Here is a 12,742-nt window from a genome sequence, read left to right as displayed (position 1 = left end):
ACCGTGACCACGAGGACCCGATGAGCCGAACGACAGGAGCACCGCCGAGGCGGGGCGCACGCGTCGACGTGCGCCGCCTGGTGCGCGACCTCGTGCCGCAGCGCCCCCGGTTCCTCCGCGGGCCGCGCATCGAGGACGGCGTGCGCTCGCCGGTGATCCGGACCGAGCGGCTGACGCTCCGGCCGCACCGCATGGCCGATGCCGCCGCGTGGTACGAGCTGCAATCGGATCCCGACGTGGTCGAGCACCTCGCGTGGCCGCTCCGCGGTCGCGCGGAGTCGTTCGTGCACCTGCTGAACCGCACGCGCCACACCCGGCTGGAGCAGCGCGACGACTTCCTGGCGCTGGCCGTCGTGCTCGACGGCGAGCTCATCGGCGACGCGTCGCTGCACCTGCGCGAACTGGAGCCGGAGCGCCGACGCTGCGATGTCGGCTGGGTGATCGGCCCGCGCTGGCAGGGTCGCGGCTACGCGCGGGAGGCCGGCCTGGCGATGCTCGAGCTCGCGTTCGACACGCTCGGCGCCGCCACGGTCCAGGCGCACATGGCCCCGGCCAACCGGGCCTCGCTGGCGCTGGCCGAGCGACTCGGCTTCTCGGAGGGCGAGCCGTCAGGCGGCGACCGCGTGATGGTCCTCGACCGCGCGCGCTACCGGTCCCTCCACGACGGCGACGAGACCGCGGCCACCTCCTAGTCGGGAACCGCGAACGCGGGTACGATCGCCTCATGGAGACGCATCCGCGGTCCGAACGGTGACCTCGTTCCGCATCAGCGAAGCCGCCGCCCTGCTCGGCGTGAGCGACGACACGATTCGGCGCTGGGCGGACGCCGGGCGGGTCGAACTCGAGCGCGCCGCCAACGGCATGCTCACCGTCGCGGGCACCGAGCTCGTCCGGCTGCTCGGCGACGCCGACGCCGGGAGCGCGCTCGCCGAGGCGTTCCCCCTGGCCCGGGCCTCGACCCGCAACCGGTTCGTCGGGCTCGTGACCGCGGTCGAACGCGACGGCGTCATGGCGCGGGTCGAACTCCGGGCCGGGCCGTTCCGCATCGTGTCGCTCATGAGCCGCGAGGCCGCCGACGACCTCGGACTCGAGCCCGGCGTCCTCGCCGCGGCGAGCGCCAAGGCCACCATGGTCTCGATCGAGCTGCCGCAGGGTTCCGGCGGGTGAGGCGGATGCCGCGTCGCGCCGCCGCCGCGGTGCTCGCCACCGCGATCGCAGTGCTGCCGACGGGGTGCGCGACGACGGAGAGGGACGCGCCCGACGCCGCCGATGCGACCGCCCGCGTGGAGGGCACGATCACCGTGTTCGCGGCCGCCTCGCTGGCCGAGGCCTTCGAGGAGCTGGCGCACCGGTTCGAGCGCGCGCATCCCGGCTCGCACGTCGACCTCAACCTGGCCGGAAGCACCGCACTCGCCCAGCAGGTCCTCGCGGGAGCCCCGGCGGACGTGCTGGCCACGGCCGACGACGCGTCGATGGAGCTCGTCGTCGCGGCAGGACTGGCCGACGCCCCGGTCGGCTTCGCATCGAACACGCTCGAGCTCGTCGTCCCGGCCGACTCTCCGGCCGCGGTCACCGGCCTCGACGACCTCGCGCGCGACGAGCTGCGCATCGCGCTGTGCGATCCGACCGTGCCGTGCGGCGCGGCCGCCGTCCGGCTGCTGCGCGCCGCCGGCGTCGACGCCGCGCCCGACACCCTCGAGTCCGACGTCAGGGCCGTCCTCACCAAGGTCGTGCTCGGCGAGGCCGACGCCGGACTCGTCTACCGGACCGACGCGCGGGCCGCGGGCGACCGCGTCACGGGCATCCCGGTGCCGGGCGCGTCATCCGTCGTCAACCGGTACCCGATCGCGGTGACGACCGAGGCGACGCACCCGCAGGTCGCCGAGGCGTTCGTCGCGTTCGCGACCGGGCCGGAGGCGCGCCGGGTGCTCGACGGGCTCGGGTTCGGGGCGCCGTGACCGGCCGGGAGGCGCGGCCCCGACGGACCGTGGCGCCGCCCCCGATGGAGCCGCAGCCGGCCCGTCTGGCGTGGCCGGTCGCGGCGCTCGCGGGCGTCGCGCTCGCCGTCCTCCTGCTCCCCCTCGCCGCGCTCGTCGCCCGGGCGCCGTGGGGCGACCTCGGCAGCCTCCTGGCGCGGGAATCCGTGGTCGAGGCCCTCGTGCTCTCGCTCGCGACGGCGACGATCGCGACCGCTGCGTGCCTGGTGCTCGGCGTGCCGCTCGCGACGCTGCTCGCCCGCGCCGCGGCGTGGCCCGTGCCGGTGCGCCGCCTGCTGCGCGCCGCGGTCACCGTCCCGCTCGTGCTGCCCCCGGTGGTCGGCGGCATCGCGCTCCTGCTCCTGCTCGGTCGGCGCGGCCCGATCGGCGCCCCCCTCGAGGCCCTGACCGGCGTCACCGTGCCGTTCACGACCGGGGCGGTCGTGCTCGCGCAGGTGTTCGTGGCGCTGCCGTTCCTGGTGTTCGCGGTCGAGGGCGCCCTGCGCTCGGCCGACCGACGCACCGAACTCGCCGCCGCGACGCTCGCCGCGTCCCGGTGGCAGGTGTTCCGCCACGTCACGCTGCCGCTCGTCGCGCCGGGCGTCGCCGCAGGGGCCGTGCTCTGCTTCACCCGGGCGCTCGGCGAGTTCGGGGCGACGATCACGTTCGCCGGGTCCCTCCCCGGCGTCACGCGCACGCTGCCGATCGCGAGCTACCTCGCGATGCAGTCCGACCCCGAGGAGGCGGTGGCGCTGGCGCTGCTGCTGCTCGCGGTCTCGATCGCGATGCTCCTGCTGCTGCGCGACCGATGGCTCCCCGGGGTGCGCGCATGACCCCGGCCGATCCGCCTCGGCGCCGTCCCGGCCTGCTGGTCGATGTCGCCGTGCCCCGAGCAGGGCATCGGGTGGCGGCCGCCTTCGAGGTGCGACCGGGGCATCCGCTCGCGATCATCGGACCGAACGGCGCGGGCAAGTCGACGCTCCTCGGCGCGATCGCGGGCATCGTGCCGATCGAGGCCGGTCGGGTGCGCATCGGCGACCGCGAGCTCGGTACGCTCCCGCCCGAGCGTCGGCGCGTCGGCGTCGTGTTCCAGGACCACCTGCTCTTCCCGCACCTGAGCGTGCGCGACAACGTGGCGTTCGCCGCCCGCATGCGCGGATCGCGGCGTGCGGCTCGCGCCGCGGCCGAGCCCTGGCTCGACCGGTACGGGCTCGTCGAGCTGGCCGACCGCCTTCCCGGCCAGCTCTCGGGCGGCCAGGCCCAGCGCGCGGCCCTCGCGCGGGCGCTCGCCGCCGAGCCCGACGTGCTCCTCCTCGACGAGCCCATGTCGGCGCTCGACGTCGAGGTGCGGCACGACATGCGGGTCGAGCTCGCGCGGCACGTGCGGGAGTTCGGCGGGGCGACGGTGGTCGTGACGCACAGTCCGGCGGATGCCGCCGCGCTGGCGGACCACGTGCTCGTCCTCGAGGCGGGCACGGTCACCCAGCGGGGCACGCTCGCCGACCTCGCGACCGATCCGGCGACGCCCTACGTGCGGCGGATGCTCGCGACCGGAGGCGAGTGACGGACCCCTGGCGCGCCGCTCCGACTCAGCGGGGCGTGTCGAGCCGTCCCGACACCGGGTCCGCGTCGGCCACCTCCGACCAGGCCCACACCGCGAACCGGAACTCCGCGACCGCGCACGTCGGCAGGTGCTCGAACTCGCGCGAGAGCCGGAACGCGAGCTCCGACATCCCGGGATCGTGGGCGACGAGCATCGCCGTCCCGACGTCGTCGGGCAGTTCGGACGCGACCTCGAGGATCGTGTCGGGCCCCGCGCCGTAGAGCCGTTCGTCGAGCCGGAGCCGATCGGGCGCGAGGTCGAGCTCCGCCGACATCGCCTCGGCGGTCGTTCGGGCGCGGAGGGCCGTGCTCGACCGGATCGCATCCGGCACCACCCCGCGTTCGCGCAGGCGTCGAGCCATCTCCGGTGCGTCACGGCGCCCGCGGTCGTTGAGCGGCCGGTCGTGGTCGATGAGCGTCGGGTCGCCCCACGCCGACTTCGCGTGGCGCACGAGCACCAGGGTCTTCATGACGCGAGTCTGCCACCGACGACGTCGCGCGTCACGGCGGGACGACCGGCCTACTCGCGAGCCGCGAGGCCCGCCGCGAACTCCAGCACGCAGAGCGCGGCCAGGCGCACCGTCCGGCCGTCGGGCGAGTCCGTCGTCGCGTCGATCTCGGCGAGGTCGGCGCTGCGCACGCGCGGGTCGGATGCCGCGGCGCGCACGAGCGCGCGCAGCTCCCACGCCGCGAGGCCGCCCGGCACGGACGCCGGGCAGGCGGGCACGACTGCGCGGTCGCACGCGTCGACGTCCACGTCGAGGTGCACGGGCCCGCCGCCCGCGCCGGCGATCTCGAGCGCCTCGGCCATGACCTCGGCCGGGCGGCGGCCGTGCAGCTCGTCCCGGTGGACCACCGTGATGCCGAGGTCCGCGGCGCGTCGCGCGTACGCCGCCGAGTTGGCGAAGTCCTGGATCCCGACCTGGACGATGCGTCGCGGGTCCAGGCCAGCCTCGATCAGCCGGCGCACGGGCGAGCCGTTGGAGACGCCGTCACGCAGGTCGTAGTGCGCGTCGATCGTCACGAGCCCGGCGCGGCCGAGGTCGTCGCCCCACGCTCCCTCGGCGGTCGCGACCGTGACCGAGTTGTCGCCGCCGATCGCCATGAGCGCGTCGGCACGCCCGAGGACCTCGCCGACCCGGGCGCGCGTGCGCGCCTCGCCGTCGGGCCCGTCGGGCTCGTGGACGTCCCCGGCGTCGACGATCGCGAGCATCCCGAGGTCGGCGACGCCGGTGCCGGCCGCCCGGTCGGGCACCAGCGCCGGACTGTAGCGGCGGAGGGCCTCGCGCACGGCGACCGGGGTCGAGTGGGCGTTCGTCGGCGACAGCGACGTGCGCCACGCCGGCACGCCGAGGATCGCGAGCGCGGCGCGCTCGTCGGCGTGCAGCCCGTCGAACGTCGGCCAGCCTCCGGCTCGCGGCCAGAGCGGATCGTGCGAGAGGGTGGCGGACGACGGGTCGGTCATGGGGCCGACGGTAGCAACCGCGGACGGGGTCCGCACCGGCGGGGCAGCGGGTGCCGTCTGCCATCCCGGACGGGGTCCGGACGGATCCCGTCCCCGGGGGAACATCCGCGGCGCATCTCGGGTTGAAGGTGGGGAGCAATACCCCACCGGGGTATTCGCCGAGATGACATCACGGAGGAGGATCGATCTCGATGACGGATCACACGCGATCGCGCGAGACCCACGGCGGACACGACCATCCCGCGACGCACGACGGCCACGGCGGGCCGGACGCGGATCCCGGGCACGCGGGTCACGCGCAGCCCGCCGCCGACCACGAGCACTCGGGCCACGGGGAGCACACGGGCCACGCGGGTCACTCGGGCCACGGGGAGCACACGGGCCACGCGGGTCACTCGGGCCACGGCGACCACGTCGCACGGTTCCGCCGCCTCTTCTGGATCATGCTCGTCGTCGCGGTGCCGACGATCGCGTTCAGCGGCATGTTCGCCGACCTGCTCGGCTACCCCCTGCCCGACGCGGCATGGGCCGCGTGGGTGTCACCTGTGCTGGGCACCGTGATGTACGCCTGGGGCGGCTCGCCGTTCCTCTCCGGGGCCTGGTCCGAACTGCGCTCGCGGCAACCCGGCATGATGCTCCTGATCGGGCTCGCGATCACCGTGGCGTACGTGGCCTCGCTCGGCGCCGCGCTCGGCCTCCTCCCCCACGACCTCGACTTCTGGTGGGAGCTCGCGCTCCTCATCGTGATCATGCTCCTCGGCCACTGGATCGAGATGCGCTCGCTCGCCGCGACCTCCTCCGCGCTCGACGCGCTGGCGGCGCTCCTGCCCGACGAGGCGGAGCGGGTCACCGACGACGGCACCGAGACCGTCCCGCCGGCCGACCTGGCCGTCGGCGACGTGGTGGTGGTCCGTCCGGGCGGCCGCGTCCCCGCCGACGGCGAGGTCGTCGACGGCACCGCCGCCATGGACGAGTCGATGATCACCGGGGAATCGCGCACCGTCGGCCGCGGTCCCGGCGACCAGGTCGTCGCCGGCACCGTCGCGACCGACACCGCGATCCGGGTGCGCGTCGGCGCGGTCGGCGACGACACCGCGCTCGCGGGCATCCAGCGACTCGTCGCGCAGGCGCAGTCGTCGAGCACGCGCGCGCAGCGCCTCGCCGACCGCGCGGCGGGCTGGCTGTTCTGGTTCGCGCTCGGCTCCGCCGTCGTCACCGCGATCGCCTGGGCCATGGTCGGTCGCCCCGACGAGGGCGTCGTGCACACCATTACCGTCCTCGTCATCGCGTGCCCGCACGCGCTCGGGCTCGCCATCCCGCTCGTCGTGCAGATCGCGACCGAGCGCGCCGCCCGCGGCGGCGTGCTGGTGACCGATCGCCTCGCGCTGGAGACCATGCGGACGGTCGAGGCCGTGCTCTTCGACAAGACCGGGACGCTCACCGAGGGCCAGCCGGCCGTGACGGATGCCTCGGCGGCGCCGGGGCACGACCTCGACGAGGTGCTCGGGCTCGCCGCATCCGCCGAGCACGACTCCGAGCACCCGCTCGCGCGCGCGATCACGGCCGATGCCGATCGACGCGGGCTGTCGCCGGCGTCGGCCACGGACTTCTCCGCGTCGGCGGCGATCGGCGTCACCGCCTCGGTCGACGGCCGCACCGTGCACGTCGGCGGTCCCGGCATGCTCGAGCGCGAGCACCTGCAGCCGCTCCCCGTCGCACGCGACTGGTCCGATCGCGGCTCGACGGTGCTCCACGTCGTCGTCGACGGCGAGGTCGCCGGCGCGATCGCGCTCGACGACGAGGTCCGCTCGGAGTCCCGTGAGGCCGTCGACGCGCTGCACGCGCTCGGCATCCAGGTGGTCATGATCACGGGCGACGCCGAACCCGTCGCGCGCACGGTCGCGAGCGAGCTCGGCATCGACCGCGTGTTCGCCGGCGTCCGGCCGGAGGACAAGGCGGCCAAGGTCCAGGAGCTGCAGCGAGAGGGCCTGAAGGTCGCGATGGTCGGCGACGGCGTGAACGACGCTCCCGCGCTCGCGCAGGCCGACGTGGGCATCGCCATCGGTGCGGGCACGGACGTCGCGATCGCCTCCGCCGGGGTCGTCCTGGCCTCGAGCGATCCGCGGTCGGTGCTCTCGGTGATCGAGCTGTCCCGGGCGAGCTACCGGAAGATGACGCAGAACCTCTGGTGGGCCGCCGGCTACAACCTCGTCTCCGTCCCCCTCGCCGCGGGCGTGCTCGCCCCGGTCGGATTCGTGCTGCCCATGTCGGTCGGCGCCATCCTGATGTCGCTCTCGACCGTGATCGTGGCGGGCAACGCGCAACTGCTCCGCCGGCTCGACCTCGCGCCCGAGGTCTCCGCGCGGGCCGTGCTCGGGCGGACGACCTGACCGCCGTGGCCGGGCCGGGCGCGTCGTCGACCGGGCGACCGTCCGGCCCGCTGCGGCCGCGCCGACCGACGGCGTAGGCTCGCGGCATGGACCCCGAGTCGATCGCCGTGCTCGTGACCGGAGCGGAGCGCCGGCTCCTCGAACCCGAGGTGCGCCGCGACCCGTCCGCGCTCGAGGACCTGCTGCACGAGTCCTTCCGCGAGATCGGCCGGAGCGGGCGGCTGTGGACGCGCGACGAGCTCATCGACGTGATGACCGGGCCCGACGCCGTGGACGTGCAGTCGGCGGTCGTCACGGGGGAGCACGTCGAGCTCGTGGCATCCGACCTCGCCCTGCTCACCTACACGCTCGACGCCGACGGCATGCGCAGCCGCCGCAGCTCGCTGTGGCGGCTCACCGGCGGCCGGCCCCGCATGCTCTTCCACCAGGGCACGCCGCTCGGTCCGAGCGTCGGGTGAGGCCGCCCCGCTGCCGCCTCAGTACGCCGGCGCAGCGGGCACCGCGAGCGCGACGACGTCGGTCACGTCGGTGAAGATCGCGTCGTGGTACGCCGACTCGAGCGCCGGGCGCCGGGACGACCCGCTCAGCACGCCGACCACCCACCCCGCGCCCGCCGCGCGCCCCGCCTCGAGGAGGGCGATCGAGTCGCCGGCCACGAGGACCTGCCTGACGTCGAGCGTCCCGACGGCCTCCATCGCGTGGTGCACCGCGAAGGGCGCCGGCGGAGCGGATGCCACGTCGTCCGCCGCCACGACGGCATCGACGGCGCCGGGGGCGCGCAGGTCGTCCGACACCGACCACCCGAGGCGGCCGAGCACGTCGACCGCCTCGTCGTGCGTCCGCTCGCAGACGAGGGCGACCCGTACGCCGCGGCGTCGGATCTCGGCGATGCTCGACGCGACGCCCTTGACGGGCACGGGCGCGCCGGCGGCGTCCGCGGATCGACGGATCACGGCGCCTTCGAAGGACAGGACGGCGAGGGTGATCATCGACGCGTCCCACCCGCATCCGGGTGCGATCGCGTGAGGGGGGTGCGACGGTCGACCTCGTTCTCGATCGTGAAGGTCGCCAGCTCTGGGCGGTACCGGTCGTCGGCGTACGCGAGCGGGCGGCGCGCCGAGTCGAACGTGATACGCCGCTCACGCAGGAGCGGGCTGCCGGCATCGACCTCGAGCGCCTCGGAGTCGAGCGGGTTGGCGGCGACCGCGTCGATCGTGTGGCGAGCGCGACGGAGGTCGACGCCCTTGGCCGCGAGGTGCGCGTGCAGCGAACCCCGGTCGTGGTCGAGGTCCGTGAGCAGCATGCCGATCTCCGGCGGGAAGGACGTGCGCTCGACCATGGTCGGCACGCCGTCGAGCAGGCGCACGCGCACGACCTGCGTGACGGCGGCCCCCTCGTCGAGCCCGAGGAAGCCCGCGACCGTGGTCGGCGCGGGCCGGCTCCCCGCCTCGAGCGTGCGCTGGCCGGGCTCCTTGCCGATCGCGCGGGCCCACTCGGTGAACGAGGTGAACGTCGAGAACGGCTGCGTGGGGACGACCCGGCCGACGAGCGGCGGACGCCCACGACCGCCCACCACGTAGCCCTCCTCGCGGAGCACGGCGAGCGCCCGTCGCACCGGGCCGCGTGAGGTCCCGAACTCGCGGCAGAGGGACGCTTCGCTCGGCAGGCGCATGCCCGCCGACCAGTCGCCGCGCCCGATGCGCTCTCGGAGGGTGTCGTGCACCCGCTCGTGGAGCGGCACCTCGGTGGACATGCAACGACCGTACGGATCCGGCCTGCCCCGCAGGGTGGGCGCCGCGCGACGGCTGGGTGAAGCTTCGGTGAACCGCAGGCGACGCCGGGCTCGGTCCGGGCGGAGCCGGAGCGACTTCCGTCCGACGCTGCCCGGCGGGCTCCCGAGGCGGGGTCAGCGCACGTCGGGCGTGAGGTCGCGGGCGCGGCGCAACAGCTCCGTGAACCCGTCGAGGTCGAGCCGTCCGACGTCGGTGATGGTGATGGCGGCCGACCCGACCCGCACGCGGCCCAGACGACCGGCGTACCGCTGCACGAGGTACCCGCCATCCTCGGCCGCGTTGACGTACACGCTCACGTGCGTCGACTGCCGAGCCAGGCCGACCATGAACCAGTCGACGGCCGATCCACGCGGTCGGGGCTGCGTGATGCCGCCGTAGCCGATGATCGACTGCTCGGTCCCGCCCCAGAACACCCCCTCCCACAGCACGCGCTCGAGCCCGCCGAGTTCGGCGGCGATCACCCGGTCCAGGTCGCGCATCGCGTCGGCGCGCGCCCCCTCGAGATCGCGGAGGAATGCGTCGACGTCGCGTCCGGTGCGCTCCATCCCCACATCCTCGCACCCCGGCCCTCGAGGCTCAGGCCCACGGCAGCGGCAGCGCCTCGACGGGCTCGTCGCGGCGCACGCCGCCGGGTGGGATGACCAGCACCGTGTCGGCCCTGGCGAGTCCGCGCAGCATCGCGGCACCCGCGTGCGGGGTCGGCATCGCGAGGTCGCCCCGCACCGTCGCGGGCACGAGGCCGGTGACGCCCTCGTGGCCCGCCAGCGGCGCGCCCGACCGCACCACCGGGTGCGGCGGGCGGACGCGCGACCACGTCGCGAGCAGCGGCCCACCCAGCGCGACCAGGCCGAGCGCCGCGGCGAGCGGGTTGCCGGGCAGTCCGAGGACCAGCCGGTCCCCCGCGCGAGCGAGCAGCGTCGGGCCCCCGGGTCGGATCGCCATCGACGGCACGAGGAGGTCGGCGTCGAGCCGGTCGAGCGCGTCGCGGACGTGATCGGCCTCGGAGCGCCCGGTACCGCCGGTCGTGACCACGAGGTCGGCGGCATGCGCGAGCATCGCCGCGCAGGTCGCATCCGTGTCGTCCGCGATCCGATCGACGGCGACGACCTCGGCCCCGAGCGCCTCGAGGGCCGCCGGGAGGGCGACGCGGAAGCTGTCGCGCACGCGCCCCACGCCCGGCACGCCCGACTCCACGACCTCGTCGCCCGTGAGCGCGATCGCGACGCGGGGTCGCCGGACGACGGGCAGCGCGTCGGCACCGGTCGCCGCCGCGAGCGCGATGCACGGCGGGGTCAGCCTCGTGTCCGGCTCGAGGAGGTGCTCGCCGGCCGCGGCCTCGGAGCCGGCGGGACGGATGTGGCGCCGCTCCGCGACGTCCCCCCGGCCGACGTCGCCCACGGGGGAGAGCCGGCCGTCCTCCACGAGCGCGGCCTCGGCCCGCAGCACGGCGTCCGCGCCGGCCGGCACCGCGCCGCCCGTGACGATCGGCCGCGCCTGCCCGGGACCGAGCGGCTCGACCGCACCCGGGGTGGCGGCGACCGACGGCACGACACGCCACGGCGCCGGGCCGCGCACCGCCCAGCCGTCCATGGCCGACGAGGCGTAGTGCGGCAACGGGATCGGCGTGACGAGCGGTTCGGCGAGCACCCTCCCGAGCGCCCGTCCGAGCCGGACCTGCTCGACCTCGGGAGCGGGCGCGGCGTCGACGGATCGCCGTCGCGCCTCGCGCCAGTCGACGGGGCCGTTCACGATCCCGCCAACCGCCGGGCTCTCGCGAGCGCGTCGGACGCGGCCGCCTCCGGATCGGTCCCCGACGCCGCGGCGACGCCCGCGGCGTAGCCGGCGAGCCAGGTCGTGACGGGGGCGGCGGGGCGCACCACGGCGCGCGCGGCGACGCCCGCGAGGCCGAGCACCCCGTCGAGGTCGAGCGGCGCCCCCGGGATCTCGAGCTCCGCGCGGAGCCGGTCGGCCCACTCCGACAGCACGCGATGCAGTTCCAGGTCGTCCGGATCGCTCATCGGGTCGCTCCTCCCGTCGCACCGAGGGCCTCCGCATCGGCCCACGTGTCCACGTCCATCGTCGCGCGGATCGGCACCGCCGTGTCGATGAGACGGAATGCGGCGAACAGGTCGCGCATCGACGCTCCGTCGAGCGTGCGGTCGCCGGCGGTCGCCGAGGCGATCGCCGACTCGAGCGCGGCCCGTCGCACGACGCTGGCCAGGTGCTGCGCCCGCCCGTGGGCGTCGACCGCCCGGATGCCGTCCGCCTCGGGGTGCGCGTGGAGCGCGGCGAGCAGCGGTCCGACGGCCTCCGCGATGAACGGCTGGTCCCCGGCGAGCACCAGCACGGCGTCGCCGTCGCGGTCCAGCGCGGCGACGCCCGCCGCCACCGCCGCGGCGGGCCCGCCGTGCGCCGGGTGCTCGCGCACCACGCGGATCCCGTCGGGCATGCGCGATGCGCCGGCGTCGCCCACCACGACCCGGGTCCGCGCCACCTCAGCGGCCTCGACCACGCGCTCCAGGATCGTCCCTCCCTCGACGCGCAGGTCGCCCTTGACGATGCCGCCGAGCCGCTCCGCCCGGCCGCCCATCAGGATCACCGCGTCGACCACGCTCACGCCTTCACCCTAGATCGGCGCCGAACGGGCGGGCCCGCTCCGGTCGTGATAGGCAGGGAGCATGGGCAGGATCACCGCGCGGACGCGGGTCATGCGCGTCACCATCGGCGCCGCGGCATCCCGGCGCGAGGACCACCTCGCCGTCGAGGAGCCGCTCGAGATCCGGGTCGGCGGCGAACGGCTCGCGGTCACGATGCGCACGCCGGGGCACGACGTCGAGCTCGCCACGGGCTTCCTCGTCTCGGAGGGCGTCGTCTCGCGCGGCGACCAGGTCGCCGCGGCCATCCACTGCGGCACGCCGGGCGAGAACACGTACAACGTGCTCGATGTCGGGCTGGCGCCGGGCGTGCCGGGGCCGGATGCCGCGCTGCGGCGCAGCCTCACCGTGACGAGCTCGTGCGGCGTCTGCGGCAAGGCGAGCATCGAGGCCGTCCGGACGCGCTCGTCCTACGAGGTCGAGGACGACGACCTGCGGCTCGACCCCGAGCTCCTCGCGGCGCTGCCGGACCGCCTGCGCGAGGGCCAGGCGATCTTCGACCGCACGGGCGGGCTGCATGCCGCGGGCCTGTTCGACGCCCGCACCGGCGAGCTCCTCGTCCTCCGCGAGGACGTGGGCCGTCACAACGCCGTCGACAAGGTGATCGGCTGGGCGGCGCAGCACGACCGGTTGCCGCTGCGCTCGGTCGTCCTGCAGGTCTCGGGCCGCGCGAGCTTCGAGCTCGCGCAGAAGGCCACGATGGCCGGCATCCCCGTGCTCGCAGCGGTCTCGGCACCGTCGTCGCTCGCGGTCGAGCACGCCGAGGCATCCGGCCTGACCCTCATCGGGTTCTCCCGCGGCACGTCGCTGGTCGTGTACGCCGGGATGGACCGCATCCTCGAGCCGACGGAGGCGCGCTGAC

Annotated in this window: 16 protein-coding genes; 8 read left to right on the top strand and 8 right to left on the bottom strand. The window is 75.7% G+C overall.

Annotation, left to right across the window (positions count from 1 at the left end):
* Positions 1-20: 20 nt before the first annotated feature.
* From ABME01_RS00875 to ABME01_RS00855, 5 genes are read left to right on the top strand one after another with little or no spacing between them, the layout of a single operon-like run.
* Complete coding sequence (locus ABME01_RS00875; protein WP_353826455.1) at positions 21-692, top strand: GNAT family N-acetyltransferase; 672 nt, start codon at positions 21-23, stop codon at positions 690-692.
* 58 nt (positions 693-750) lie between these two features.
* Entirely contained in the window at positions 751-1,167 is a 417-nt protein-coding gene (locus ABME01_RS00870) for a TOBE domain-containing protein (RefSeq protein WP_353826454.1), read from the top strand.
* Positions 1,168-1,172: 5 nt separating this feature from the next.
* Positions 1,173-1,958 (top strand): molybdate ABC transporter substrate-binding protein, encoded by a 786-nt coding sequence (modA, locus tag ABME01_RS00865; RefSeq protein WP_353826453.1) that lies wholly within the window; start codon positions 1,173-1,175, stop codon positions 1,956-1,958.
* Positions 1,959-2,002: 44 nt separating this feature from the next.
* The gene (locus tag ABME01_RS00860) at positions 2,003-2,809 is read left to right on the top strand and encodes an ABC transporter permease (RefSeq protein WP_353826452.1); all 807 of its coding nucleotides are present in this window, start codon (positions 2,003-2,005) and stop codon (positions 2,807-2,809) included.
* Positions 2,806-3,540 (top strand): ABC transporter ATP-binding protein, encoded by a 735-nt coding sequence (locus tag ABME01_RS00855; RefSeq protein WP_353826451.1) that lies wholly within the window; start codon positions 2,806-2,808, stop codon positions 3,538-3,540. The genes ABME01_RS00860 and ABME01_RS00855 overlap by 4 nt, the downstream gene beginning before the upstream one ends.
* Positions 3,541-3,565: 25 nt before the next feature.
* Here ABME01_RS00855 and ABME01_RS00850 read toward each other — a convergent pair whose 3' ends face one another.
* Together ABME01_RS00850 and ABME01_RS00845 are read right to left on the bottom strand one after the other, a co-directional pair.
* Positions 3,566-4,048 (bottom strand): SixA phosphatase family protein, encoded by a 483-nt coding sequence (locus tag ABME01_RS00850; RefSeq protein ID WP_353826449.1) that lies wholly within the window; start codon positions 4,046-4,048, stop codon positions 3,566-3,568.
* 50 nt (positions 4,049-4,098) lie between these two features.
* Positions 4,099-5,043 carry an arginase family protein gene (locus ABME01_RS00845; protein WP_353826447.1) on the bottom strand — a complete coding sequence of 315 codons (945 nt, stop codon included), beginning with the start codon at positions 5,041-5,043 and terminating at the stop codon, positions 4,099-4,101.
* 191 nt (positions 5,044-5,234) lie between these two features.
* Between ABME01_RS00845 and ABME01_RS00840 the strand changes: the two genes are divergently transcribed.
* Together ABME01_RS00840 and ABME01_RS00835 are read left to right on the top strand one after the other, a co-directional pair.
* The gene (locus tag ABME01_RS00840) at positions 5,235-7,433 is read left to right on the top strand and encodes a heavy metal translocating P-type ATPase (protein ID WP_353826446.1); all 2,199 of its coding nucleotides are present in this window, start codon (positions 5,235-5,237) and stop codon (positions 7,431-7,433) included.
* Positions 7,434-7,519: 86 nt separating this feature from the next.
* Positions 7,520-7,891, top strand: coding sequence for a nuclear transport factor 2 family protein (locus ABME01_RS00835; RefSeq protein WP_353826445.1), 372 nt, complete (start codon positions 7,520-7,522; stop codon positions 7,889-7,891).
* Between the two features lie 18 nt (positions 7,892-7,909).
* Here the strand turns inward: ABME01_RS00835 and ABME01_RS00830 are convergent, their stop codons facing one another.
* From ABME01_RS00830 to mobA, 6 genes are all read right to left on the bottom strand, one after another.
* On the bottom strand, positions 7,910-8,422 hold the full coding sequence (locus ABME01_RS00830; RefSeq protein WP_353826444.1) for an HAD family hydrolase: 513 nt from the start codon (positions 8,420-8,422) through the stop codon (positions 7,910-7,912).
* Complete coding sequence (locus tag ABME01_RS00825; RefSeq protein WP_353826443.1) at positions 8,419-9,186, bottom strand: GntR family transcriptional regulator; 768 nt, start codon at positions 9,184-9,186, stop codon at positions 8,419-8,421. Before ABME01_RS00825 ends, ABME01_RS00830 begins: the two co-directional genes overlap by 4 nt.
* Positions 9,187-9,339: 153 nt before the next feature.
* Positions 9,340-9,771, bottom strand: a complete 432-nt coding sequence (locus ABME01_RS00820; protein ID WP_353826442.1) for a hypothetical protein — start codon at positions 9,769-9,771, stop codon at positions 9,340-9,342.
* Between the two features lie 31 nt (positions 9,772-9,802).
* On the bottom strand, positions 9,803-10,975 hold the full coding sequence (locus tag ABME01_RS00815) for a molybdopterin molybdotransferase MoeA (protein WP_353826441.1): 1,173 nt from the start codon (positions 10,973-10,975) through the stop codon (positions 9,803-9,805).
* Positions 10,972-11,244 (bottom strand): DUF6457 domain-containing protein, encoded by a 273-nt coding sequence (locus tag ABME01_RS00810; protein WP_353826440.1) that lies wholly within the window; start codon positions 11,242-11,244, stop codon positions 10,972-10,974. The genes ABME01_RS00815 and ABME01_RS00810 overlap by 4 nt, the downstream gene beginning before the upstream one ends.
* Positions 11,241-11,843, bottom strand: coding sequence for a molybdenum cofactor guanylyltransferase (gene mobA / locus ABME01_RS00805; RefSeq protein WP_353826439.1), 603 nt, complete (start codon positions 11,841-11,843; stop codon positions 11,241-11,243). The genes ABME01_RS00810 and mobA overlap by 4 nt, the downstream gene beginning before the upstream one ends.
* Before the next feature lie 61 nt (positions 11,844-11,904).
* Between mobA and fdhD the strand changes: the two genes are divergently transcribed.
* A complete protein-coding gene (gene fdhD, locus ABME01_RS00800; RefSeq protein ID WP_353826438.1) occupies positions 11,905-12,741 on the top strand; it encodes a formate dehydrogenase accessory sulfurtransferase FdhD in 837 nt (278 codons plus the stop codon).
* Position 12,742 lies beyond the last annotated feature (1 nt).

It is taken from the genome of Agromyces litoreus (assembly GCF_040496015.1).
GTDB classification, from domain to species: Bacteria; Actinomycetota; Actinomycetes; order Actinomycetales; family Microbacteriaceae; genus Agromyces; species Agromyces litoreus.
Note: the sequence above shows the minus strand (reverse complement) of the source record. Positions and strands in the feature narration are given on the sequence as shown.

Excerpts from the sequence above, each read along its gene's own strand:
- ABME01_RS00820 (WP_353826442.1), bottom strand. The coding sequence starts at position 9,771 with ATGGAGCGCACCGGACGCGACGTCGACGCATTCCTCCGCGATCTCGAG.
- ABME01_RS00855 (WP_353826451.1), top strand. The coding sequence starts at position 2,806 with ATGACCCCGGCCGATCCGCCTCGGCGCCGTCCCGGCCTGCTGGTCGAT.
- ABME01_RS00835 (WP_353826445.1), top strand. The coding sequence starts at position 7,520 with ATGGACCCCGAGTCGATCGCCGTGCTCGTGACCGGAGCGGAGCGCCGG.
- ABME01_RS00830 (WP_353826444.1), bottom strand. The coding sequence starts at position 8,422 with ATGATCACCCTCGCCGTCCTGTCCTTCGAAGGCGCCGTGATCCGTCGA.
- fdhD (WP_353826438.1), top strand. The coding sequence starts at position 11,905 with ATGGGCAGGATCACCGCGCGGACGCGGGTCATGCGCGTCACCATCGGC.
- ABME01_RS00840 (WP_353826446.1), top strand. The coding sequence starts at position 5,235 with ATGACGGATCACACGCGATCGCGCGAGACCCACGGCGGACACGACCAT.
- ABME01_RS00875 (WP_353826455.1), top strand. The coding sequence starts at position 21 with ATGAGCCGAACGACAGGAGCACCGCCGAGGCGGGGCGCACGCGTCGAC.
- ABME01_RS00845 (WP_353826447.1), bottom strand. The coding sequence starts at position 5,043 with ATGACCGACCCGTCGTCCGCCACCCTCTCGCACGATCCGCTCTGGCCG.
- modA (WP_353826453.1), top strand. The coding sequence starts at position 1,173 with ATGCCGCGTCGCGCCGCCGCCGCGGTGCTCGCCACCGCGATCGCAGTG.
- ABME01_RS00860 (WP_353826452.1), top strand. The coding sequence starts at position 2,003 with ATGGAGCCGCAGCCGGCCCGTCTGGCGTGGCCGGTCGCGGCGCTCGCG.
- ABME01_RS00810 (WP_353826440.1), bottom strand. The coding sequence starts at position 11,244 with ATGAGCGATCCGGACGACCTGGAACTGCATCGCGTGCTGTCGGAGTGG.
- ABME01_RS00850 (WP_353826449.1), bottom strand. The coding sequence starts at position 4,048 with ATGAAGACCCTGGTGCTCGTGCGCCACGCGAAGTCGGCGTGGGGCGAC.
- ABME01_RS00825 (WP_353826443.1), bottom strand. The coding sequence starts at position 9,186 with ATGTCCACCGAGGTGCCGCTCCACGAGCGGGTGCACGACACCCTCCGA.